Source organism: Erwinia magellanica, assembly GCF_039023495.1.
In the GTDB taxonomy this organism is placed as follows: Bacteria; Pseudomonadota; Gammaproteobacteria; order Enterobacterales; family Enterobacteriaceae; genus Erwinia.
The window spans coordinates 195,291-216,836 of sequence record NZ_JBCHVC010000002.1; the positions used below are offsets into that span (position 1 = coordinate 195,291).

General features: G+C 52.7%; 24 protein-coding genes. 20 read left to right on the forward strand and 4 right to left on the reverse strand.

Features of this window, described 5'->3' with window-relative positions; genetic code table 11:
- Positions 1-35: 35 nt before the first annotated feature.
- The 14 genes from AAH450_RS08095 to secF all read left to right on the forward strand — a co-directional run bounded on the left by AAH450_RS08095 (position 36) and on the right by secF (position 13,063).
- Positions 36-1,412, forward strand: a complete 1,377-nt coding sequence (locus AAH450_RS08095) for a DNA circularization protein (RefSeq protein WP_342909782.1) — start codon at positions 36-38, stop codon at positions 1,410-1,412.
- Positions 1,409-2,479 (forward strand): phage baseplate assembly protein, encoded by a 1,071-nt coding sequence (locus tag AAH450_RS08100; protein WP_342909783.1) that lies wholly within the window; start codon positions 1,409-1,411, stop codon positions 2,477-2,479. Before AAH450_RS08095 ends, AAH450_RS08100 begins: the two co-directional genes overlap by 4 nt.
- On the forward strand, positions 2,479-3,027 hold the full coding sequence (locus AAH450_RS08105) for a phage baseplate assembly protein V (RefSeq protein ID WP_342909784.1): 549 nt from the start codon (positions 2,479-2,481) through the stop codon (positions 3,025-3,027). Before AAH450_RS08100 ends, AAH450_RS08105 begins: the two co-directional genes overlap by 1 nt.
- Entirely contained in the window at positions 3,024-3,437 is a 414-nt protein-coding gene (locus tag AAH450_RS08110) for a phage GP46 family protein (RefSeq protein WP_342909785.1), read from the forward strand. Before AAH450_RS08105 ends, AAH450_RS08110 begins: the two co-directional genes overlap by 4 nt.
- Positions 3,430-4,497: a baseplate J/gp47 family protein gene (locus tag AAH450_RS08115; protein WP_342909786.1), complete on the forward strand. Its 1,068-nt coding sequence runs from the start codon at positions 3,430-3,432 to the stop codon at positions 4,495-4,497. Before AAH450_RS08110 ends, AAH450_RS08115 begins: the two co-directional genes overlap by 8 nt.
- Positions 4,488-5,069, forward strand: a complete 582-nt coding sequence (locus AAH450_RS08120; protein WP_342909787.1) for a YmfQ family protein — start codon at positions 4,488-4,490, stop codon at positions 5,067-5,069. The genes AAH450_RS08115 and AAH450_RS08120 overlap by 10 nt, the downstream gene beginning before the upstream one ends.
- Positions 5,070-5,071: 2 nt before the next feature.
- Positions 5,072-5,659, forward strand: coding sequence for a gp53-like domain-containing protein (locus AAH450_RS08125; protein ID WP_342909788.1), 588 nt, complete (start codon positions 5,072-5,074; stop codon positions 5,657-5,659).
- On the forward strand, positions 5,659-6,096 hold the full coding sequence (locus AAH450_RS08130) for a tail fiber assembly protein (RefSeq protein WP_342909789.1): 438 nt from the start codon (positions 5,659-5,661) through the stop codon (positions 6,094-6,096). The genes AAH450_RS08125 and AAH450_RS08130 overlap by 1 nt, the downstream gene beginning before the upstream one ends.
- A 143-nt stretch (positions 6,097-6,239) precedes the next feature.
- A complete protein-coding gene (locus AAH450_RS08135; protein WP_342909790.1) occupies positions 6,240-8,162 on the forward strand; it encodes an acyltransferase family protein in 1,923 nt (640 codons plus the stop codon).
- 148 nt (positions 8,163-8,310) lie between these two features.
- A complete protein-coding gene (locus tag AAH450_RS08140) occupies positions 8,311-8,568 on the forward strand; it encodes a hypothetical protein (RefSeq protein WP_342909791.1) in 258 nt (85 codons plus the stop codon).
- A gap of 162 nt (positions 8,569-8,730) precedes the next feature.
- The gene (gene tgt, locus AAH450_RS08145; protein WP_318789893.1) at positions 8,731-9,855 is read left to right on the forward strand and encodes a tRNA guanosine(34) transglycosylase Tgt; all 1,125 of its coding nucleotides are present in this window, start codon (positions 8,731-8,733) and stop codon (positions 9,853-9,855) included.
- A gap of 24 nt (positions 9,856-9,879) precedes the next feature.
- Complete coding sequence (gene yajC / locus AAH450_RS08150; RefSeq protein WP_306207496.1) at positions 9,880-10,209, forward strand: preprotein translocase subunit YajC; 330 nt, start codon at positions 9,880-9,882, stop codon at positions 10,207-10,209.
- Positions 10,210-10,236: 27 nt separating this feature from the next.
- The gene (gene secD, locus AAH450_RS08155; protein ID WP_342909792.1) at positions 10,237-12,084 is read left to right on the forward strand and encodes a protein translocase subunit SecD; all 1,848 of its coding nucleotides are present in this window, start codon (positions 10,237-10,239) and stop codon (positions 12,082-12,084) included.
- 10 nt (positions 12,085-12,094) lie between these two features.
- Entirely contained in the window at positions 12,095-13,063 is a 969-nt protein-coding gene (gene secF / locus AAH450_RS08160) for a protein translocase subunit SecF (protein ID WP_342909793.1), read from the forward strand.
- A gap of 42 nt (positions 13,064-13,105) precedes the next feature.
- On the opposite strand, the gene AAH450_RS08165 is transcribed toward secF, so the two are convergent.
- Positions 13,106-13,675: a SadB/YajI family lipoprotein gene (locus tag AAH450_RS08165; protein ID WP_342909794.1), complete on the reverse strand. Its 570-nt coding sequence runs from the start codon at positions 13,673-13,675 to the stop codon at positions 13,106-13,108.
- Positions 13,676-13,701: 26 nt separating this feature from the next.
- Positions 13,702-14,145, reverse strand: coding sequence for a peptidoglycan-binding protein LysM (lysM, locus tag AAH450_RS08170; RefSeq protein ID WP_342909795.1), 444 nt, complete (start codon positions 14,143-14,145; stop codon positions 13,702-13,704).
- Positions 14,146-14,357: 212 nt separating this feature from the next.
- Between lysM and nrdR the strand changes: the two genes are divergently transcribed.
- The 6 genes from nrdR (at position 14,358) to pgpA (ending at position 18,483) form a co-directional block, all read left to right on the forward strand.
- Entirely contained in the window at positions 14,358-14,807 is a 450-nt protein-coding gene (gene nrdR, locus AAH450_RS08175) for a transcriptional regulator NrdR (protein ID WP_306207486.1), read from the forward strand.
- 3 nt (positions 14,808-14,810) lie between these two features.
- Positions 14,811-15,911 carry a bifunctional diaminohydroxyphosphoribosylaminopyrimidine deaminase/5-amino-6-(5-phosphoribosylamino)uracil reductase RibD gene (gene ribD, locus AAH450_RS08180; RefSeq protein ID WP_342909796.1) on the forward strand — a complete coding sequence of 367 codons (1,101 nt, stop codon included), beginning with the start codon at positions 14,811-14,813 and terminating at the stop codon, positions 15,909-15,911.
- Between the two features lie 147 nt (positions 15,912-16,058).
- The gene (gene ribH, locus AAH450_RS08185; RefSeq protein ID WP_013201018.1) at positions 16,059-16,529 is read left to right on the forward strand and encodes a 6,7-dimethyl-8-ribityllumazine synthase; all 471 of its coding nucleotides are present in this window, start codon (positions 16,059-16,061) and stop codon (positions 16,527-16,529) included.
- Between the two features lie 16 nt (positions 16,530-16,545).
- Entirely contained in the window at positions 16,546-16,965 is a 420-nt protein-coding gene (nusB, locus tag AAH450_RS08190; RefSeq protein WP_318789900.1) for a transcription antitermination factor NusB, read from the forward strand.
- A 56-nt stretch (positions 16,966-17,021) separates the two neighbouring features.
- Positions 17,022-17,999: a thiamine-phosphate kinase gene (thiL, locus tag AAH450_RS08195; protein WP_342909797.1), complete on the forward strand. Its 978-nt coding sequence runs from the start codon at positions 17,022-17,024 to the stop codon at positions 17,997-17,999.
- Positions 17,977-18,483 carry a phosphatidylglycerophosphatase A gene (gene pgpA / locus AAH450_RS08200; protein WP_318789902.1) on the forward strand — a complete coding sequence of 169 codons (507 nt, stop codon included), beginning with the start codon at positions 17,977-17,979 and terminating at the stop codon, positions 18,481-18,483. The genes thiL and pgpA overlap by 23 nt, the downstream gene beginning before the upstream one ends.
- Before the next feature lie 109 nt (positions 18,484-18,592).
- Here pgpA and AAH450_RS08205 read toward each other — a convergent pair whose 3' ends face one another.
- Both AAH450_RS08205 and dxs read right to left on the reverse strand, forming a co-directional pair.
- Complete coding sequence (locus AAH450_RS08205; protein WP_318789903.1) at positions 18,593-19,567, reverse strand: aldo/keto reductase; 975 nt, start codon at positions 19,565-19,567, stop codon at positions 18,593-18,595.
- Positions 19,568-19,663: 96 nt separating this feature from the next.
- A complete protein-coding gene (gene dxs / locus AAH450_RS08210; protein WP_342909798.1) occupies positions 19,664-21,529 on the reverse strand; it encodes a 1-deoxy-D-xylulose-5-phosphate synthase in 1,866 nt (621 codons plus the stop codon).
- Positions 21,530-21,546: the final 17 nt, after the last annotated feature.

The following is a 21,546-nucleotide window of genomic DNA, read 5'->3' on the forward strand; positions in this document are numbered from 1 at the left end:
CGCTCCGGCGGGTTTTTTTATGCCTGGAGTAAATCATGAGCTGGTCAGATAATCTGCAGGAAGCCTCTCTTCGGGGAATTACTTTCAAAGTGGATGAAGATGAGGCCACCTTTGGCCGCCGCGTGCAGGTACATGAATATCCTAACCGCGATAAACCGTGGGCCGAGGATTTAGGCCGGGCAACACGACGTTTCAGTGTGCAGGCATATGTCATCGGCGATGATTTTTTTGAACAGCGCAACAGGCTGATCGAGGCAATAGAAAAGCCTGGCTCCTGCACGCTGGTTCATCCATTTTACGGTGAGATGACCGTAACCGTTGATGATGCCGTGCGCGTCAGCCACTCGGTGAGCGAAGGGCGAATGTGCCGCATCAGCTTCAGCTTTATTGAATCTGGTGAGCTGTCATTTCCTACCGCCGGGCTGGCTACTGGGCAAAAACTGTCTTCCTCGGTTTCATTCCTGGATGATGCTATTTCATCGGCCTTCGGTGCGTTCGGTATGGACGGGCTGCCAGACTTCCTGCAAAGCGGTGTACTGGATGAGGCGACGGTGATGTTCGACAACGTAACCGACGCATTTCAGTACATTGATTCTGGTATCAGCGCAGCATCTCGCCTGATGCAGGGCGATCTGTCTGTACTGCTTAGTCCGCCATCAAGTGGCATGAACTTCGTTAACAGGCTGCAGACTATGTGGCGTACAGGCACAAGGTTATCCGGCAATGCTTCAGATCTGATGTCGATGATTAAGGGGCTTACCGGCGTCACGCTTGACAGTGGTCTGGCTCCGCGCGGGGTATGGAAAACTGACAGTAAAACCACGCAGTCGCAGAACACACAGAGAAACCATGTGGCTCAGGCTGTCAGAACAACCGCCATCAGTGAGGCTGCCTATGCAGTAACTGGTCTGCCACAGCCAGTCACGCGCGCTGTAACCCGTCAGCAGGACTCTCAGCAGCCGATCGTTGTGGCTCATCCTGCCGTCACTGATATCAGGCCGGTTAATTCAGGCAGCACTTCCACCGGTACGGGCAATGCCAGCACAGGCACTACGATTTCAGCAGGCATTACCAGTTCTACCGATAACAGTACGGTGGTGTCATGGGACGACCTTGCAGTAGTCCGGGACAACCTGAATGATGCCATTGATAAGGAAATGGAGCGCGTGACGGATGATGTGCTTTTCCAGGCGCTGGTTACCGTGCGTACGGACGTAAACCGGGATATTTCTGCCCGGCTTGAGCAGGTCGAACGTCTGACCGATCGCACGCCAGTGCAGGTTACTCCGGCTCTGGTGCTGGCTGCTGACTGGTATGATTCGGCGGCGCGGGCTTCTGAAATCACCGCCCGTAACGGCATACGGCATCCCGGCTTTGTGCCAGTCAAAACGCTGAGGGTACCGGTCAGATGAATAACACCGTAATTCTCAGGGTGAACGGACAGGAGTGGGGCGGCTGGACGTCAGTGCGAATAGCCGCAGGCATTGAGCGCATCGCCCGTGACTTCACCGTTGAGATTACCCGCAACTGGCCGGGTGACACCGATCAGGCTAACCGCAGCAACCGCATTAAAAATGGTGACCTGGTCGAGGTGCTGATTGGTACCGATAAGGTGCTGACCGGCTATGTTGAGGCAACGCCTGTCCGGTATGACGCAAAGAGCATCAGCGTGGGTATTTCCGGTCGCAGCAAAACGGCTGACCTTATCGACTGTTCAGCGGCCCCATCGCAATACGCAGGCCGCTCGCTGGCGCAGGTAGCCGCTGAACTGGCTAAGCCATTCAGTATCAGCGTAGTCGATGCGGGCGGGACGTCCGGCGTGCTTCAGGGGATTCAGGCTGACCAGGGCGAAACGGTAATGGACGTGCTGAACAAGATGCTCGGCCTTCAGCAGGCGCTGGCCTATGACAATGAACTGGGAAATCTGGTTATCGGCGGCATCGGCAGCCAGCAGGCTCATACCGCCCTGGTATTGGGTGAAAACATCCTCACCTGTGATACTGAAAAAAGCATTCGCGATCGCTTCAGTGATTATCAGGTGTCCGGCCAGCGCACCGGGAATGATGACGACTTTGGCGAGGCAACCACTACCGCCATCCGCGCAAAAACGATTGACGGTGGCGTAACCCGTTACCGCCCCATGATTATCCGTCAGACCGGTAATGCCACCACAGCAACATGCGGAGAGCGTGGCGAGTTTGAGATGAGGCAGCGTGCCGCGCGCACAAATGAAGCGACGTACACCGTTCAGGGCTGGCGACAGGGCGACGGTTCACTGTGGCGACCTAACCTGCAGGTTATCGTCTTTGATCCAATTCTGGGGTTCAACAACATTCAGATGGTGATTGCAGAAGTGACCTATCAGCAGGATGAAAACGGCACGGTGACGGAGATTCGCGTCGGGCCGCCTGACGCTTATCTGCCTGAACCGGAAAAGCCCGGCAAGCGGAAGAAAAAGAAAGAAGAGGTGGATTTCTGATGGCTAACCCATTCCAGAGCATGAGCCGTGGAATATCAAACCTGCTGGCCCGTGCCGTGGTTCGCGGTCTGAATACGGCGACCAAATGCCAGATGCTGCAAATCGAAATGGCGGGCGGCGAGGGGAAAAGCGATATCGAGCATATGGAACCCTATGGATTTACCGCTGTGCCCATTCCCGGTGCGGAGGCCGTGGCCGCTTACTTTGACGGTGACAGGTCACATGGCGTGGTGCTGGTCGTTTCTGACCGTCGGTATCGCATTAAGGGGCTGGCTTCAGGTGAAGTGGCTGTCTACACCGATGAGGGTGACAGCATCATTCTGAAGCGCGGTAACTCAGCAGAAGTAAACACAAGGCACCTGATAGTGAATGCCACGGAAAAAGCCACCTTTAACACGCCACTTCTCGAAGTGCCTGATGGCGAGATCCGCGATAAAACCAGCACGATGACGGCGATGCGAGACGTATTTGATGCGCATAATCATAAAGAGAACGGCGATGGCGGCGGCACTACTGATGCGCCTGCGCAGAAAATGGGGGCGTCATGATAATTGTGAGTAACGGCGTGCAGCGTGATGTGACGTGGCCGCCCGATCCGCTGACCCGCGCTGTTATTATTTCGCTTTTCTCCTGGCGCCGGGCCGAACCGGACGATAACCCGGAACAGGATAACGGCTGGTGGGGCGACAGCTTCCCGACCGTACAGAACGACCGCATTGGTTCCCGCCTGTACCTGCTGAGCCGTCAGAAACTCACCAATAAAACGCCGCTGAAAGCCCGTGAATATATCACCCAGGCGCTGCAATGGCTGGTTGAAGATGGCGTGGCTGTGCGGGTTGATGTTAAGGCTGAACGAACCGGGATCAACACGCTGAGCGCGTCCGTGGTTATCAGTCAGAAAGACGGTAACCGGACGGCATACTCATTTGACGATTTATGGAGTGAACTCAATGGCTGACAGTGGATTTACCCGCCCGACACTCCCCCAGTTAATCACCACCATCCGAAACGACATTCTCACCCGCCTGGCTGCCGATACCACGCTGGCTGCGTTGCGACGCAATGACGCTGAGGTATACGGGCGAGTGCAGGCGGCGGCGGTTCATACCGTTTACGGGTATATCGATTATCTGGCCCGCAACCTGTTGCCGGATCTGGCTGATGAGGACTGGCTGACGCGTCATGCCAACATGAAGCGCGCTCCGCGTAAAGCGGCTACCTATGCTGCCGGTTATACGCGCTGGGATTTGGCAACGGACGGCATTATTATTCCTGCCGGCGTAACTATCCAGCGCGATGATCTGATTTCATTCACCACGACTGACGCAGCGGTATCCGCTGGTGGCGTGCTTCGGGTGCCTGTTATCTGTGATGCAACCGGCAACACGGGTAATACTGATGACGGACTGGCCATGCGCCTTGTGAGTCCGGTTACAGGGCTTACTTCCACTGGTGCTGCCGATAGTATTAAGGGCGGTGCCGATGTGGAAGATCTGGAGCTGTGGCGTGCGCGCGTGATTGAGCGCTGGTACTGGACGCCTCAGGGGGGCGCAGACGGCGATTATGAAGTATGGGCGAAAGAGGTGCCGGGTATTACCCGCGCATGGACGTACCGGCACTGGAGCGGGCGCGGAACGGTTGGAGTCATGGTGGCGAACAGCGATCTTGTTAACCCCATCCCTGATGCGGCTACGGTAGCCGCCGTTCAGGCTTACATCGAGCCGCTGGCACCCGTAGCCGGGGCGGATATTTACGTCTTTGCTCCGACGCCGCATCTGGTCGATTTTGAAATCCGTCTTAATCCCGACACTGAAGAGGTGCGCTATGCCGTTGAGGCTGAACTGCGATCAATGATGTTGCGTGACGGCGTGCCTGAAGGCGTGCTCAAGCCCTCCCGCATCAGTGAGGCAATCAGTATCGCGACTGGCGAATACAGCCACACTCTGGTCAGCCCGGCAACAGACACGCCGGTTGCGAAGGGTGAGGTCGGCGTGGTGGGGACTATCTCATGGACTTAACAGCACAATACCGGCAAATGCTTGGCGCTCTGCTGCCGCGTGGACCGGCATGGGATGTGGATGAACTTCTGTTAACAGGTTCCGCCCCTTCGCTGGCATCAGTTCACGGCCGTGGCGATGCGCTGATGAAAGAAATTGATCCGCGTTCGGTGACTGAGCTGATAGACCGCTACGAAACCATTACCGGGCTGCCAGACAGCTGCGCACCACCTGGCGTTCAGACGCTCCAGCAACGTCGCCAGCGCCTGGATGCAAAACTCAACCTTGCTGGCGGCATCAACGAAGCATTTTATCTGGCACAACTCAAAGCGCTTGGTTACACAGATGTGACCATAACACGTTACAACAAAAGCCAGTTCACATGCCTGTCCGATTGTATCGACTCACTTTATTCCGATGACTGGCGCTATTACTGGCAGGTAAATATCCCAGTATCGGCACAAATTAAGCCAATGACCGCAATCAGCAACAGCACTGACAGTTTGCGAACCTGGGGTGATACGGTCGCAGAATGCGTTATTTCCAAGCTGGCTCCTTCTCACACTTATGTAATTTTCAGATATCTGGAGTAATCATGCATCGTATTGATACCTCTACCGCGCAGGTGGATAAATTTGGCGCAGGCAAGAATGGGTTTACTGGCGGAAATCCACAGACAGGGGAACTTGCAACAGCTCTCGATGCGGACTTTTTTGATTCTGTTCAGGAAGAGATTTGCAATCTTATTGAATCGGCGGGCCTAACCCCGGATAAAGGGGATAATTCACAATTGTTGAAAGCTGTGGAAGCAATGCTTACAGCATTAAAGCTTGGAACTGCTTCCAAAAAAAATGTAGGAAACGGCGTAAACCAAATACCAGATATGTCGTTTTTTTCTGTTGGTAGCGGAAATAATTACTACAGATTCCCCAATGGGATGATAGTGCAAATATTTGGCATCACTCCAAGTACAACAGTAGTTGACACGCCATTTACATTCCCCCTTCAATTTCCAAATGGAGGGGTGGGCGTTTTTGGATGTTATAATGGTGGGACAGCAGCTAACTTTTATTCCTTCAACAATGTTACAAAAAATGGAGGTAATATGCGCGTGTTCGCTGGAGGTTCATCAACGCCTACTACTGGCGGCGGAACAGCAGCTGTATTAGCCATAGGGTATTAATGATGAGTAATGATTTTGAAAGTGAAGTTTCTTATAGCCCATCACAAAACGCATTTCTTTTAAATTCAATAAAGGAGCTATATCCCGAATGGCCGGAAGATGCGGTTTCAGTAAGCAATGAGATTTATACTGAGTTTTCTGGTCTGGTTCCGCAGGGAAAATGCAGAGCAACAGGGAATGATGGCTTGCCTGTATGGGCAGATGAACCAGATCCCAACCCAAAAAGCTTAATTGAAACTGCTGATTACGAAAAGTCTCGCTTAAGAAGCATTGCAGACTATAAAATTGCCCCCTTAGAAGACGCAGTAGATTTAGGTATGGCTACAGATGATGAGAAATCACTACTGACATCCTGGAAAAAATATCGCGTGAATCTTAGCAGGATCGACACTTCGGCAGCACCAGATCTAACATGGCCAGAACAGCCGTCCTCGTAGTTCTTAAAGCACTCGGCTTGGCCGAGTGCTTCCATTCCCAAAGGCGTTACTCCCATATCCTTAAGTAAACACTCTGTTTCAAAACAGATGAAAAATCACTATAATCAATCCACTTGATAGTTACTAAACATGGAGGAGTCAATTTGCGTTATCGCCCCGAAATAGATGGGCTGAGGGCCCTTGCGGTAGTTTCTGTGGTTCTATATCATGCAGGGGTACCATTTATCACGGCTGGTTTTATAGGGGTTGATATCTTCTTTGTTATAAGTGGATATTTAATTACAACTAACATCATAAGTGATATCTCAAAAGATAAATTTACTATATCAGGATTTTATGAAAGAAGAGCCAGGAGGATTTTACCAGCCTTGCTCTTTATGATTATAGCAATAATACCCATTTCGTATTACTATCTTCTTCCAGATGACATTAAAAGCTTTTGGAAGAGTATTCTTGCAGTTTGCATGTTTGTATCAAATTACTTTTTCTCTTCAGAAATTGGATATTTTGCACCCAACGTAGAATTGAAGCCGCTTTTACACACCTGGAGCTTATCTGTCGAGGAACAATTCTATCTTATTTTCCCGCTGTTTTTGATGTTTGTATTAAAGAAAATAAAATCTCTCGCAACTATTATTATTGCAATTCTTGCTGTGGTCAGTTTTTGTTATTCAGATATTGGATCAATAACAAACCCTACTCATTCCTTTTATAGCATAGCATCAAGGAGTTGGGAGTTACTCGTTGGTGCGTTAGCATCTTTTTATTTTAAGGGTGGATCAGCTATCCACCAGAACAAAATAATATCTTCTGTTGGTGGGTTTTTAGGTTTAGCATTAATATCAATATCATTATTTTACATTGACCAGTCAACGCCATTCCCTGGGCGCTACGCATTAATTCCAGTAATGGGCACATTGTTAGTGATAATTTTTTGCTCAGTAGAAAATCTACCAGGAAAGATTCTTGCTTTAAAGCCAGTAGTTTTTATCGGAGTAATTAGCTACAGCCTTTATCTTTGGCATCAGCCAGTTCTATCTTTGCTCAGGCACAAGTACGTCACTGAGCCATCTCCTTGGATAATATCTTTATCGCTTGTAATAACAGTTGCTATAGCATACTTAAGCTGGAGGTATGTAGAGTCACCGTTTAGAAACAAAACCTTCATCTCAAAAAGGCGGGTATTTAAACTGTCAGCGTTTTATTCTTTAGGGCTTATTATTATTTCTATTTTAGGAATTCAAACGAGTTATTTAAATAGGTTCGAGGGTAATCCTCGCTACATCGATATCAATAATCGAATGCGTGGAAACTATGGAATTTCAGAAAAATGTGAGAAAACTTTCCTAACCTCCAAAAATTGTATGACATCTAAAGAGCCTGAAATATTAGTTTGGGGTGACTCATATGGCATGCAAATGGCAAATGTTATCAAGGCCTCCAAGCCAGATGTCAAAATGGTGCAGGCAACTGTATCGCAATGCGCACCTGTCATCGGTGCTTCCTATGCAAAACTTATCTATGGTGCAAGAGAATGCATTGAAGGGAATGATAAAGTATTTGAATATCTAAAACGCACCCCATCAATTAAATACGTAGTGCTTGCTTCTCCATTTGAGGGGCTTGTGAACAATGGATATATACTTCAACGTGATGGTAAGATAGTTAATCCAGGCTCAAAAGAGTTCCTTAGATTATTCTATAAAACAATTGATGAAATAAAAAGTATTGGACGAATCCCGGTTGTGATTGCACCTCCTATTAAATTTAAAGGGAATGACATTGGCTATTGCCTCAAAAAATCATCGTTACTCAATGCGAGTCTCTCACGATGTAACTTCGATGCAAAGCAGATGCCAGACGTTCAACGCAGGGTTTATGAAACAATGAAAGAAATATCATTGCAGTCTAAAGTCATTTGGATGCCTAATTTTACTTGTCATCATGGCAAATGCGAAGCTTCAGAAAATGGCGTTTTTTTCTACAGGGATAAAGGGCATTTACCATATGAAGGTAGTGAATATTTAGGAAAAAAATACGACTTTTATAAAATGGTTGTTAACTAGCAAAGTTTAAATTCTCAAAATTCAGATTGAATAACTGGTCACATGTTCCGCAGGCAAAGGATCATGTGCCTATGCTAAAAAATACTCTTGCCAGCCCACGCCGAACACAACTACTGTATATAAAAACAGTAAAAATGGATGGTGGCCTATGGGCGGCAAGGACAATAATTACTCGGTCGTGTATCGCGGCGAGGTGCTTGATCACTTCATCGAAGGCAAGTGGGTATTCTTCCAGCGGAGCAAGGAGAGCGGAGGAGGGTTCTGGTTTGGCCGGACGTTCTCCGATTGCTTCTGGCTGGAATTCGAGCGGCCCACATCATTACGTGCAGGGCTTCAGTATCTTCTCTCTCTGGAAAGACTAAAGGGCAGAGAGAATGACTTTGATGATGATTTCACGCTGACTTAATAGGTGTGCCGAATTTGTGCCAGAACTGTGACACATAAAGGCAGAAATCTGCAAAGTATGACAAACGCTAAACTCGCGGGCTGGCTTGTGTAGCGGCTTACATGGTTGTTATGATGCGCCACTTTTAATTAATCATCAGACTGTTTCTCTGGTGGAGGCATTGTGAAGTTCGAATTAGACACTACTGATGGGCGCGCACGTCGCGGCCGCCTGATCTTCGATCGCGGCGTGGTTGAAACGCCTGCGTTTATGCCTGTGGGCACCTATGGCACCGTGAAGGGCATGACGCCGGAAGAAGTTATCGATACCGGCGCGCAGATCATTCTGGGCAACACCTTCCATCTCTGGCTGCGTCCGGGCCAGGAGATCATGAAGCTGCATGGCGACCTGCATGATTTTATGAACTGGAAAGGCCCCATCCTGACTGACTCCGGCGGCTTCCAGGTGTTCAGCCTGGGCGATATCCGTAAGATCACCGAAGCGGGCGTTCACTTCCGCAACCCGATCAACGGCGATGCGATCTTCCTGGACCCGGAAAAATCGATGGAGATCCAGTATGACCTGGGTTCCGATATCGTGATGATCTTCGACGAATGTACGCCTTACCCGGCGGACTGGGATTACGCCAAACGCTCGATGGAGATGTCGCTGCGCTGGGCGCAGCGTAGCCGCGATCGCTTTGATTCCCTTGAGAATAAAAATGCGCTTTTCGGCATTATCCAGGGTGGGGTTTACGAAGATTTACGAGATGTCTCGGTAAAAGGACTGGTAGAGATTGGCTTTGATGGTTACGCTGTGGGCGGCCTGGCGGTCGGCGAGCCGAAAGAAGATATGCACCGTATTCTGGAGCACGTCTGCCCGCAGATCCCGGAGGACAAACCGCGTTACCTGATGGGCGTGGGGAAACCACAGGATCTGGTTGAAGGGGTGCGTCGCGGCATCGATATGTTTGACTGCGTGATGCCAACCCGTAACGCCCGTAACGGCCATCTTTTTGTCACGGACGGCGTCGTGAAAATCCGCAACGCGAAGTATAAAGATGACACCGCAACGCTGGATGCGGAGTGTGATTGCTACACCTGTCGCAATTACAGCCGTGCTTACTTGCATCATCTCGACCGTTGTAACGAAATACTGGGTGCACGTCTGAACACGATTCATAATCTGCGCTATTACCAGCGACTGATGGCCGGTTTACGCCAGGCTATCGAAGAAGGTAAATTAGAGCAGTTTGTGACGGAATTCTATGAGCGGACGGGCAAGGCGGTACCGCCGTTAAACGTCTGATAATTAAACAATGAGGGAAATTTAATGAGCTTGTTCATTTCTGACGCAGTGGCAGCAGCGGCGCCATCTCAGGGAAGCCCCTATTCACTGGTCATTATGCTGGTGGTTTTTGGTCTGATTTTCTACTTCATGATCCTGCGTCCACAGCAGAAACGCGCTAAAGAGCACAAAAAACTGATGGATTCCATTTCCAAAGGTGATGAAGTGCTGACCACGGGTGGCCTGGTAGGTCGCGTCACTAAAGTGGCTGAAACTGGCTACGTAGCTATCGCGCTGAACGACACAACGGAAGTTGTGGTTAAACGTGATTTCGTGGCTGCCGTTCTGCCGAAAGGTACGATGAAGGCGCTTTAATTTTTTGTTTTCCCTAAGGGAACTGCCGTGTTAAACCGTTATCCTTTGTGGAAGTACATCATGCTGATCGTCGTGTTACTCGTCGGTCTGCTGTACGCGCTTCCCAACCTTTATGGTGAGGATCCGGCTGTTCAGATCACTGGCGCGCGCGGAAGCGCCGCCAGTGAGCAGACGCTGGTTCAGATCCAAAATGCCTTGAAACAAGAGAATATTCAGAGCAAATCAATTGCCCTGGAAAATGGCGCTATTATGGCGCGCTTTGCTAACGGTGACGTGCAATTACGCGCCCGTGATGCCATAACAAAAGTGCTCGGCGAAGATTACGTCGTGGCGCTTAACCTTGCCCCGGCCACCCCTGGCTGGCTGAGCATGCTGGCCGCAGAGCCGATGAAACTCGGTCTTGATTTGCGTGGCGGCGTACACTTCCTGATGGAAGTCGATATGGATACCGCTCTGGGTAAACTCCAGGAGCAGAACATCGACAACCTCAGAAGCGATCTGCGTGACAAAAACATTCCTTATACTAACGTTCGCAAAACCGACAACTACGGTATGGAAATTCGCTTCCGTGATGCCGCAGCGCGCGATGATGCCGTCAGCTATCTGTCAGGGCGCCATCGCGATCTGGTCATTAACGGCACCGGCGGCACGGCCCTGCGAGCGGTAATGACTGATGAGCGTCTGCGTGAAGCCCGTGAATATGCGGTTCAGCAGAACATCAATATCCTGCGTAACCGCGTTAACCAACTCGGCGTTGCGGAACCACTGGTTCAGCGCCAGGGTTCAGACCGCATTGTGGTTGAACTGCCTGGTATTCAGGATACGGCCCGTGCGAAAGAGATCCTGGGCGCAACGGCCACGCTGGAATTCCGTCTGGTGAACACTACGGTTGATCCTACTGCGGCGGCTAATGGTCGCGTCCCTGGTGATTCGGAAGTGAAAAATACCCGTGAAGGCCAGCCTGTCACCTTGTACAAGCGAGTGATCCTGACGGGTGACCACATCACGGACTCCACGTCGAGCCAGGATGAGTACAACCAGGCACAGGTGAATATCTCGCTGGACAGCGCGGGTGGCAACATCATGTCCAACTTCACTAAGGATAATATCGGTAAGCCGATGGCTACGCTGTTTGTCGAATATAAAGACAGCGGCAAGAAAGATGCCAACGGCCGGGCGATCCTGGCGAAGCAGGAAGAGGTGATAAACGTTGCAAATATCCAGTCTCGTCTGGGTAACAGCTTCCGTATCACCGGTATCAACAACCCGAATGAAGCCCGCCAGCTCTCGCTGCTGCTGCGTGCCGGTGCGCTGATTGCCCCTATCCAGATTGTGGAAGAGCGGACAATTGGCCCAACAATGGGTCAGCAGAACATTACTCAGGGTCTGGAAGCCTGCCTGTGGGGACTGATCGCCTCTATCGTATTTATGGTGGTTTACTACCGTAAGTTCGGGGTGATTGCGACCACGGCGCTGGTGGCTAACCTGGTGATGATTGTCGGCATCATGTCGCTGCTGCCTGGCGCCACGCTGACCATGCCGGGCATTGCCGGTATCGTCCTGACGCTTGCGGTTGCGGTGGATGCGAACGTACTGATTAATGAACGTATCAAGGAGGAGCTGAAGAATGGACGTTCTGTTCAGCAGGCTATCCATGAGGGCTATAAAGGCGCGTTCTCCAGTATTATCGACGCCAACGTTACCACGCTGATTACCGCAATCATTCTCTATGCGGTAGGCACCGGTTCGATCAAAGGCTTTGCTATCACAACCGCTATTGGCGTTGTGACTTCTATGTTTACCGCCATCGTCGGTACCCGTGCCATCGTCAACCTGTTGTACGGCGGCAAACGCATCAACAAGCTGTCTATCTGAGGAGTGCGTTGTGGCACAGGACTATAGCGTTGAACAACTAAACTACGGGCGTAAAGTTCATGACTTTATGCGCTGGGACAAACTGGCTTTTACTCTTTCTGGCCTGTTTCTGATCGCCTCTTTTCTGGTGATGGGCGTAAAAGGGTTTAACTGGGGTCTGGATTTCACCGGCGGTACCGTCATTGAAATCACCCTGGAGAAACCAGCGGAACTGGACAGCCTGCGCGGTGCGCTGGAGAAGGCCGGTTTCGTGGACCCTCAGGTACAGAACTTCGGCAGCAGCCGTGACGTGCTGGTCCGTATGTCCCCTAACGAGGGCAATGCGGGCCAGGAGCTGGGTAACAAGGTGGTGACTATCATCAACCAGACCAGCCAGCAGAACGCCACGGTCAAGCGTATTGAGTTTGTCGGCCCAAGCGTGGGGAGCGATCTGGCGCAGGCTGGCGGCATGGCGCTGCTGGTGGCACTGATTGCTATCCTGATCTACGTCGGTTTCCGCTTTGAGTGGCGACTGGCGCTGGGGGCCGTACTGGCTCTGGCGCACGATGTAATCATCACCATGGGCATTCTCTCTCTGTTCCATATTGAGATCGATCTGACCATTGTGGCGTCACTGATGTCGGTTATCGGCTACTCGCTGAATGACAGTATTGTGGTCTCGGATCGTATCCGTGAGAACTTCCGCAAGATCCGTCGCGGTACGCCTTACGATATCGTTAACGTTTCGCTGACGCAGACGCTGAGCCGAACCATCATGACCTCCGCCACGACGCTGGTGGTGGTACTGATGCTGTTTATCTTTGGCGGCGCGCTGCTGGAAGGCTTCTCGCTGACCATGCTTATCGGTGTCTCTATCGGTACGGTTTCATCTATCTATGTGGCTTCAGCGCTGGCGCTGAAACTGGGGATGAAGCGTGAACACATGATCCAGCAAAAAGTGGAAAAAGAGGGTGCAGATCAGCCTTCCATTCTGCCTTAATGGTGAAAGTGTGTAAAAAGGGCCGCGAAAGCGGCCCTTTTTTTATGGTGCTGAGGCAGGTGGCGCGTTCTTTGCCACAATGTCATGCACTCTGAGGTAGCCCAACTGCTCGGGGCTGATATTACTGAGGCGTAAAGGCACGGTAATTTCGCTGCGTGGCAGCAGAGAGTCAGCAATGCTGATTGCCTGGCTCTGGCTGGCTGCCTGAAGCGGTTTACCGGTAGTGGCATCCATTTCTCCCCACTCCACCTGGAAACTGAAGGCGGGAAGGGTGTTCTCCGCAGCTGAACGGATATGCAGGACAGCCCGCGTGCCGTTAGCTTCACTTTCAACATGACTCAGGGAAAGACGAACCTCGCCCAGCTGGCTCTTAAGGGGCACGGCGGTATTGGTGGCAGGCAGCAGCCAGGCACCGTTTTCCGAGCCGCTGTTCAGCATGTTCTGCTGTTCCAGGCTGGCCGCCTGCGTCGTCAGCTGACGCATTTCGCTGTTGAGCTTGCCTACCTGATTATGCAGTTTGTTCAGCTCAGGCTGCTGTGCCGGAGCCGTACAGCCTGCCAGCATCACAGCCACCATGGCCCACAGCGGTTTCATCTTCACTTTAATTGCCATATCTGATGCAGCTCCTTGCCCGCATTTTACTCAGGAATGCGCAGTGTCTGCCCCGGATAAATTTTGTCCGGATGGGTGAGCATAGGCTTGTTAGCTTCAAATATTTTGTTGTACTTGCCTGCATCGCCATACACTTCTTTGGAAATCGCGCTGAGCGTATCGCCTTTCTTCACGGTATAGAACTTCGCTTCTGTTGCCGCCTGCTGCACGTTAACGTTATCTTCCACCGCAGTGATACCGGCAACGTTACCCGCCGCGACCAGGATTTTTTCTTTCAGCTCTTGTGAGATAGCGTCGCCGCTGATGCTGGCTTTGCCATCTTTCACGTTGACATCAACCTTATCGCTGCCCGGCAGGCCCAGCTTATCGATGTACTCTTTCAGCTTTTTACTCTGGTCATCGCCATCGCCACCGGTCACAGAGTCCCACAGCTTTTCGCCCGCTTCTTTCACAAAGTTAAACAAACCCATATATCCTCCGGTTAATCCTTGTTTAAAGAAAAAATTTCGCTTAAGTGCCTCCTGATTATAGCGCTTAAGTCGATTTTTACCGTTACGAACCCGGTTTAATCACGCCAGAGGGGGAAAAGCCACAAAGGCGGCCAAATGGGCAACGCGATATTTTGTTGCCCGCCACTTCGCGCTACACTGTGAATCAATTTCCAGACTTATCAGGAAGCATCATGCATTGCCCGTTCTGTTCTGCCGTGGATACCAAAGTCATCGACTCCCGCCTGGTCGGGGAGGGAACTTCGGTGCGCCGTCGTCGCCAGTGTCTGGTCTGCCACGAGCGCTTTACCACTTTTGAAGTGGCTGAGCTGGTAATGCCCAGGGTGGTGAAAAGCAATGATGTCCGGGAACCCTTTAACGAAGACAAACTTTGTCGCGGACTGATGAAGGCGCTGGAGAAGCGTCCGGTTAGTTCAGATGATGTGGAAACGGCTATCAGCCATATCAAAAGTCAGCTTCGCTCGACGGGCGAGCGTGAAGTTCCCAGCAAGATGATCGGCAATCTGGTGATGGATGAGCTGAAAAAACTGGATAAAGTCGCCTACATCCGCTTTGCATCGGTTTACCGCAGCTTTGAAGATATTCGTGAGTTTGGCGAAGAGATCGCCCGTTTACAGGACTAAATCATGGTTGATGAAATCTGGATGGCGCGTGCGCTTGAGCTTGCGCGACGTGGGCGCTTTACCACTACGCCAAACCCTGAAGTCGGCTGCGTCATTGTCCGCGACGGGAAAATGGTGGGGGAAGGCTATCATTTCCGTGCAGGCGAACCGCACGCTGAAGTCCATGCTCTGCGTATGGCGGGCGAAAAGGCGAAAGGCGCCACGGCCTACGTCACCCTTGAGCCTTGCAGCCATCATGGCCGCACGCCGCCCTGCTGCGATGCATTAATTGCCGCCGGCGTAAGCCGTGTCGTGGCAGCCATGCAGGACCCTAATCCTGAAGTCGCCGGGCGCGGCCTGTACCGTTTGCAGCAGGCTGGGATTGAAGTCAGCCACGGGTTGATGATGCAGGAAGCGGAAGCGCTCAACCGGGGTTTTTTAAAACGGATGCGCACCGGTTTCCCCTGGGTGCAGCTGAAAATGGGCGCCTCTCTGGATGGCCGCACGGCAATGGCCAGTGGAGAGAGCCAGTGGATCACGTCGCCTGAAGCGCGCCGCGATGTGCAGCGGCTGCGGGCGCAAAGTTCCGCTATTTTGAGCAGTAGCGCTACCGTGCTGGCGGACGATCCTTCTCTTACCGTACGCTGGCAGGAACTTGATGCGGATACCCAGGCGGCGTATGCCCAGGAGGCGTTGCGTCAGCCGGTACGGGTGATTATCGACAGCCATAATCAGGTGACTCCGGCTCACCGTTTGATTTCACAGCCTGGCGCGACCTGGCTGGCTCGTCAGCAGGCCGACAGCCTGAAGTGGCCAGAGAATGTCGAGCAGTTTACTGTTCCCCGGCATAAGGGCCAGGCGGATCTGGTCTCACTGATGATGCTGCTGGGACGCAGGCAGATTAACAGCGTCTGGGTTGAAGCGGGGGCAACGCTTGCCGGCGCGCTGCTGGCGGCGGGCGTGGTTGATGAACTGATCCTCTATCTTGCGCCAAAATTGCTGGGCGATGCGGCGCGCGGTTTGTGCCATTTACCCGGCATAGCACAACTTGCTGAAGCGCCAGCTTTCACCTTCAGCGATATTCGTCAGGTTGGGCCAGATTTACGCCTGACGCTTAAAGTTTAATTTTTTCTCCTTCATGCCGGGAGGATGCAGCCTGACGGCAATGCGCGGCGTGAAGCAAGGGGCTGCTTAAAAGCGGAGCAGACCCGGAAAGAGTATGATAGAATCCGCCCCCCTGCGGGGCCATAACTGAACCCTGAAAGGAAGATTATGAACGTTATTGAAGCTGCTGTTGCTACTCCTGATGCGCGCGTTGCCATTGTCATTGCGCGCTTCAACAACTTTATCAACGACAGCCTGCTGAGCGGTGCCCTGGATGCGTTAAAACGCATCGGCCAGGTGAAAGATGAAAACATCACCGTGGTTTGGGTACCGGGCGCTTATGAAATGCCAATGACCGCTCGTGCGCTGGCGAAAGCCGGTAAGTATGATGCCGTTGTCGCTCTGGGAACCGTTATTCGTGGCGGCACTGCCCACTTCGAATATGTGGCTGGCGAAGCCAGCTCTGGCCTGGCCAGTGTCGCTATGAACAGCGATATCCCCGTTGCATTTGGTGTCCTGACGACAGAAAACATCGAACAGGCCATCGAACGTGCCGGTACCAAAGCGGGAAACAAAGGCGCAGAAGCTGCCCTGACCGCACTTGAAATGATTAACGTATTGAAAGCCATCAAAGCCTGATTTTAAGGGGAATTTCGTGAAACCTGCTGCTCGTCGCCGCGCCCGTGAATGTGCTGTCCAGGCGCTTTACTCCTGGCAGTTGTCTAAAAACGACATCGCTGATGTCGAATACCAGTTTCTGGCGGAGCAAGACGTCAAGGACGTCGATATCAGCTATTTCCGCGAGCTGCTGGGCGGCGTTGCAACCAACAGCGCGTATCTCGACGGCCTGATGAAGCCTTACCTGTCCCGTCAGCTGGAAGAGCTGGGCCAGGTAGAAAGGGCTATTCTGCGCATTTCTTTATATGAACTGAGCAAGCGTGCCGATGTTCCCTACAAGGTGGCCATCAATGAGGGCATCGAGCTGGCGAAAATATTTGGTGCCGAAGACAGCCATAAGTTTGTCAACGGCGTGCTGGATAAAGCCGCTCCCTATATCCGCCCCAACAAGAAGTAATCCTCCCAGGCCGGTTTTCCCGGCCTTCTTTATTTTTCAAACCCGGAATGCATAGTATGGCATGTGGCGAATTTGAACTTATCACACGCTATTTTGATCGTGTGACCAGCTCCCGTCGCGATGTGGAAAAGGGCATCGGCGACGACTGCGCACTACTGGCGCTCTCTGAAAAACAGACCCTGGCTATCAGCACCGACACGCTGGTGGAAGGCGTTCATTTCCTTCGTGATATCCATCCTGCCGATCTCGGCTATAAAGCACTGGCGGTAAATCTCAGCGACCTGGCAGCCATGGGCGCCGATCCGGCGTGGCTGACGCTGGCAATTACGCTTCCCACGGTGGATGAAACCTGGCTGAAGGCATTCAGCGACAGCCTGTTTGAGCTGCTGGACTACTACGATATGCAGCTGATCGGGGGGGATACCACGCGCGGGCCGCTCAGCCTGACGCTTGGCATCCACGGTCTGGTGCCGCAGGGCAGGGCGCTGAAGCGCTCTGGCGCCCGTCCCGGCGACTGGATATACGTCACCGGTACGCTCGGCGACAGCGCTGCCGGATTAGCTCTGTTACAGCACCACATGAAGATTAACGACCCTGTGGCCCATGAGATGTTAATCAAACGTCATCTGCGTCCGATGCCGCGTATTTTGCAGGGCCAGGCGCTGCGCGATCTCGCCAGCGCGGCGATCGATCTCTCTGACGGGCTGATCTCAGACCTGAGCCATATCCTTAAGGCGAGCGACTGCGGGGCACGGCTGAATCTGGATGCGCTCCCGCTTTCAGAAGTGATGAAACTCAATTTTGCGCCAGAGCAGGCGCTGAAATGGGCGCTGAGCGGTGGTGAAGACTATGAACTCTGCTTCACGGTGCCGGAAATTAATCGCGGCGCGCTGGATGTGGCGCTGGGTCATTACGGCGTGCCGTTTACCTGCATCGGCCAGATGGCACCCCAGTCGGAAGGGCTGGTACTGTTGCAGGACGGCAAGCCCGTGGAGAACAGCCTGAAAGGATTTGATCATTTTGACGCGAAATAAAGACGTGGCGAAAAGTCGCCTGAAAATGAGCAATCCCTGGCATCTGCTGGCAACGGGTTTTGGCAGCGGGTTAAGCCCTTATGTGCCGGGAACGATGGGATCGCTGGCGGCTATTCCTTTCTGGTACCTGATGACCTTTTTGCCGCAGGATATTTACTCGCTGCTGGTGATGTTCGGTATCTGTATTGGCGTCTATCTCTGCCATCGTACCGCAAAGGATATGGGCGTACACGATCATGGCAGCATCGTCTGGGACGAATTTATCGGCATGTGGATAACGCTGATGGCAATCCCGGTAAACAGCTGGCAGTGGGTGCTGGCCGGGTTTGTTATCTTCCGTATTCTGGATATGTGGAAGCCGTGGCCAATCCGCTGGTTTGACCGCAACGTGCATGGTGGCATGGGGATCATGGTGGATGATATTATTGCCGGTATCCTTTCAGCCGGCATTCTCTACTATGTCGGGCATCATATGGCGTGGTAGCCGCTTGCATGCCGCTTCGCAGAATTTATATCGGGCTTTATCTGCCAGGCGGGAAGCGATAATCAGGGCGACGCAGGTCGCCCTTTTTTATGCAAAAAGCACTCTTCAGCTATTCAAATCCCACCACTGCATGCGGCTGGTAGGCGCTCTCCAGTTCGATAATCTCTTCCTGAGTCAGCGTAACTTCCGTGGCTTTTACCAGGTCGTTCAGCTGTTCAGCCCGCGATGCGCCAATAATTGGCGCGGTAACGGCCGGTTTTGCCAGCATCCAGGCGAGGGCAATCTGCGCCCGGCTGACGCCTTTATCTTCTGCAATAGCAGCCACGCGTGCCGCTATTGCGCCATCATTCTCTTCCGTTTTGTCATACAGCGTGCTGCCAAACTCATCTGAAACGGAACGCGCAGTGGTTTCACCCCATGGACGCGTCAGACGGCCGCGCGCCAGCGGGCTCCACGGCAGGACGGCGATATTTTCAGCCTGACACAGCGGGTGCATCTCACGCTCCTCTTCACGCTGGATCAGGTTGTACTGATCCTGCATGCTGACAAAGCGCGTCCAGCCATGTTTATCCGCGGTATAGAGCGCTTTAGCGAACTGCCAGGCGAACATAGATGAGGCGCCGATGTAACGCGCCTTGCCAGACTTCACCACGTCATGCAGCGCTTCCAGCGTCTCTTCCAGCGGCGTGTTGTAATCCCAGCGGTGAATTTGCAGCAGATCAACATGATCCATGCCCAGACGGCCCAGGCTGTCATCGATGGACTGCATAATGTTGGCGCGTGACAGGCCGCCGGAAAGATTGCTCATCGGGAAATAGACTTTGGTGGCGACGACAATTTCATCGCGGCGGGCGAACTCTTTCAGCGCGCGGCCAACGATCTCTTCGCTGCTGCCGTCGGAGTAGCTGTTAGCCGTATCAAAAAAGTTGATGCCAGCTTCCAGCGCCTGCTTTATCAGCGGGCGACTACTCTCTTCGGGTAAGGTCCAGGCGTGACGGCCACGATCTGGCTCACCGAACGTCATACAGCCGAGGCAAAGGCGGGAAACGGTAAGATCCGTGGTTCCCAGTTGAGTGGTCTTCATAAGCGCTCCTGCCAGTCGGTTAACGGCTTTCCAGCCGGTTAAGAGAATTAAGCATAGCAGGAGAAAAGCTCCCCGGACGGGGAGCATTGTGCGGTATTACTGCGCCAGCCAGCGGCTGATTTGCTGTTCGATTCCTTCAGCATCCAGCTGATAATCATGGCGGATCTCATCCTGAGTGCCCTGCGGAATAAACTCATCGGGCAGACCGATATTCAGTACCGGAACCAGCACCCGCTTCGCCATCAATGATTCGATAACACCGCTGCCCGCGCCGCCTTTGATGGCACCCTCTTCCAAAGTAATCAAAGCTTCGTGGCTGGCAGCCAGCTCGACAATCAGCGCCTCGTCCAGCGGTTTCACAAATCGCATATCAACCAGCGTGGCGTTAAGGGAGTCGGCCACTGCCGCCGCTTCTGGCAGCAGAGTGCCGAAGTTCAGGATCGCCAGCTTCTCACCTTCACGTTTCACCACCCCTTTACCCAACGGCAGCGAGGAGAGCGGCTTCAGTTCTGCTCCGGTTCCTGTTCCGCGAGGGTAGCGCACCGCGCTTGGCCCCTGCGAGTAGTGATAGCCGGTATAGAGCATCTGACGACACTCGTTCTCATCGCTTGGCGTCATGATCACCATATTGGGGATGCAGCGCAGGAAGGAGATATCAAAAGCGCCCTGATGCGTCTGCCCGTCAGCGCCAACAATGCCGCCACGGTCGATAGCGAACAGTACCGGCAGCTTCTGGATAGCCACATCGTGGATCAACTGATCGTAGGCGCGTTGCAGGAAGGTGGAGTAGATGGCAACCACAGGCTTATAGCCGCCAATTGCCAGACCTGCGGCAAACGTCACCGCATGCTGCTCGGCAATCGCCACGTCAAAATATTGTGCCGGATAGTCGCGAGAGAAGCTCACCATGCCTGAACCTTCGCGCATAGCGGGCGTGACCGCCATCAGCTTAGCGTCATCTTTCGCCGTTTCGCTCAGCCACTGACCAAACACTTTGGAGTAGCTCGGCAGACCCTCAATGGCTTTCGGCAGCAGGCCGCTGGCAGCATCAAATTTAGGAACGGCGTGCCAGGCAATGGGATCCTTTTCAGCCGGAGCGTAGCCTTTGCCCTTTTTGGTCATGATATGCAGGAACTGCGGCCCCTTCAGGTCGCGCATATTTTTCAGCGTATGCACCAGAGCGAGCACATCATGGCCATCAACCGGGCCGATATAGTTAAAGCCAAGCTCTTCAAACAGCGTGCCGGGAACCACCATCCCTTTCAGGTGCTCTTCCGTTCTTTTCACCAGCTCTTTGATAGGAGGCAGACCACCGAGCACTTTCTTGCCCCCTTCACGCAGGCGCGAATAGGTTTTGCCCGACAGGATCTGCGCCAGGCGATTATTCAGCGCGCCGACGTTTTCGGAAATCGACATTTCATTGTCGTTCAGCACCACCAGCAGATCGGATTTGATATCACCGGCGTGGTTCATGGCCTCAAACGCCATACCGGCAGTGATCGCGCCATCGCCAATCACACAGGCGGTACGGCGACCTTTACCTTCTTTATCTGCGGCAACCGCCATGCCCAGACCGGCGCTGATTGAGGTGGAGGAGTGCCCGACATTCAGCACATCAAACTCGCTCTCATCGCGCCACGGGAATGGGTGCAGCCCATTTTTCTGGCGAATGGTACCAATGCGGTCGCGACGTCCGGTCAGGATCTTATGAGGATAGGCCTGATGGCCCACATCCCACACCAGATGATCAAACGGCGTGTTATAGACATAATGCAGCGCGACGGTGAGTTCCACCACGCCCAGCCCGGAGGCAAAGTGGCCGCTGGAGCGGCTTACGCTGTCGAGTAAATACTGGCGTAGTTCATCACAAAGTGTCGGCAGGCTCTCTTTGGGAAGCGAACGTAATTCTTTTACCGTGCTGGCAAGCGCCAGCGTCGGATATTTTGCAGTATCAAAACTCATCAGAGACTCATTGTGAA

What these genes read in the sequence shown, in the direction of transcription:
- AAH450_RS08095 (WP_342909782.1), top strand. Translation starts at nt 36, where the DNA reads ATGAGCTGGTCAGATAATCTGCAGGAAGCCTCTCTTCGGGGAATTACT.
- AAH450_RS08100 (WP_342909783.1), top strand. Translation starts at nt 1,409, where the DNA reads ATGAATAACACCGTAATTCTCAGGGTGAACGGACAGGAGTGGGGCGGC.
- AAH450_RS08105 (WP_342909784.1), top strand. Translation starts at nt 2,479, where the DNA reads ATGGCTAACCCATTCCAGAGCATGAGCCGTGGAATATCAAACCTGCTG.
- AAH450_RS08110 (WP_342909785.1), top strand. Translation starts at nt 3,024, where the DNA reads ATGATAATTGTGAGTAACGGCGTGCAGCGTGATGTGACGTGGCCGCCC.
- AAH450_RS08115 (WP_342909786.1), top strand. Translation starts at nt 3,430, where the DNA reads ATGGCTGACAGTGGATTTACCCGCCCGACACTCCCCCAGTTAATCACC.
- AAH450_RS08120 (WP_342909787.1), top strand. Translation starts at nt 4,488, where the DNA reads ATGGACTTAACAGCACAATACCGGCAAATGCTTGGCGCTCTGCTGCCG.
- AAH450_RS08125 (WP_342909788.1), top strand. Translation starts at nt 5,072, where the DNA reads ATGCATCGTATTGATACCTCTACCGCGCAGGTGGATAAATTTGGCGCA.
- AAH450_RS08130 (WP_342909789.1), top strand. Translation starts at nt 5,659, where the DNA reads ATGATGAGTAATGATTTTGAAAGTGAAGTTTCTTATAGCCCATCACAA.
- AAH450_RS08140 (WP_342909791.1), top strand. Translation starts at nt 8,311, where the DNA reads ATGGGCGGCAAGGACAATAATTACTCGGTCGTGTATCGCGGCGAGGTG.
- yajC (WP_306207496.1), top strand. Translation starts at nt 9,880, where the DNA reads ATGAGCTTGTTCATTTCTGACGCAGTGGCAGCAGCGGCGCCATCTCAG.
- AAH450_RS08165 (WP_342909794.1), bottom strand. Translation starts at nt 13,675, where the DNA reads ATGGCAATTAAAGTGAAGATGAAACCGCTGTGGGCCATGGTGGCTGTG.
- lysM (WP_342909795.1), bottom strand. Translation starts at nt 14,145, where the DNA reads ATGGGTTTGTTTAACTTTGTGAAAGAAGCGGGCGAAAAGCTGTGGGAC.
- nrdR (WP_306207486.1), top strand. Translation starts at nt 14,358, where the DNA reads ATGCATTGCCCGTTCTGTTCTGCCGTGGATACCAAAGTCATCGACTCC.
- ribD (WP_342909796.1), top strand. Translation starts at nt 14,811, where the DNA reads ATGGTTGATGAAATCTGGATGGCGCGTGCGCTTGAGCTTGCGCGACGT.
- ribH (WP_013201018.1), top strand. Translation starts at nt 16,059, where the DNA reads ATGAACGTTATTGAAGCTGCTGTTGCTACTCCTGATGCGCGCGTTGCC.
- thiL (WP_342909797.1), top strand. Translation starts at nt 17,022, where the DNA reads ATGGCATGTGGCGAATTTGAACTTATCACACGCTATTTTGATCGTGTG.
- AAH450_RS08205 (WP_318789903.1), bottom strand. Translation starts at nt 19,567, where the DNA reads ATGAAGACCACTCAACTGGGAACCACGGATCTTACCGTTTCCCGCCTT.
- dxs (WP_342909798.1), bottom strand. Translation starts at nt 21,529, where the DNA reads ATGAGTTTTGATACTGCAAAATATCCGACGCTGGCGCTTGCCAGCACG.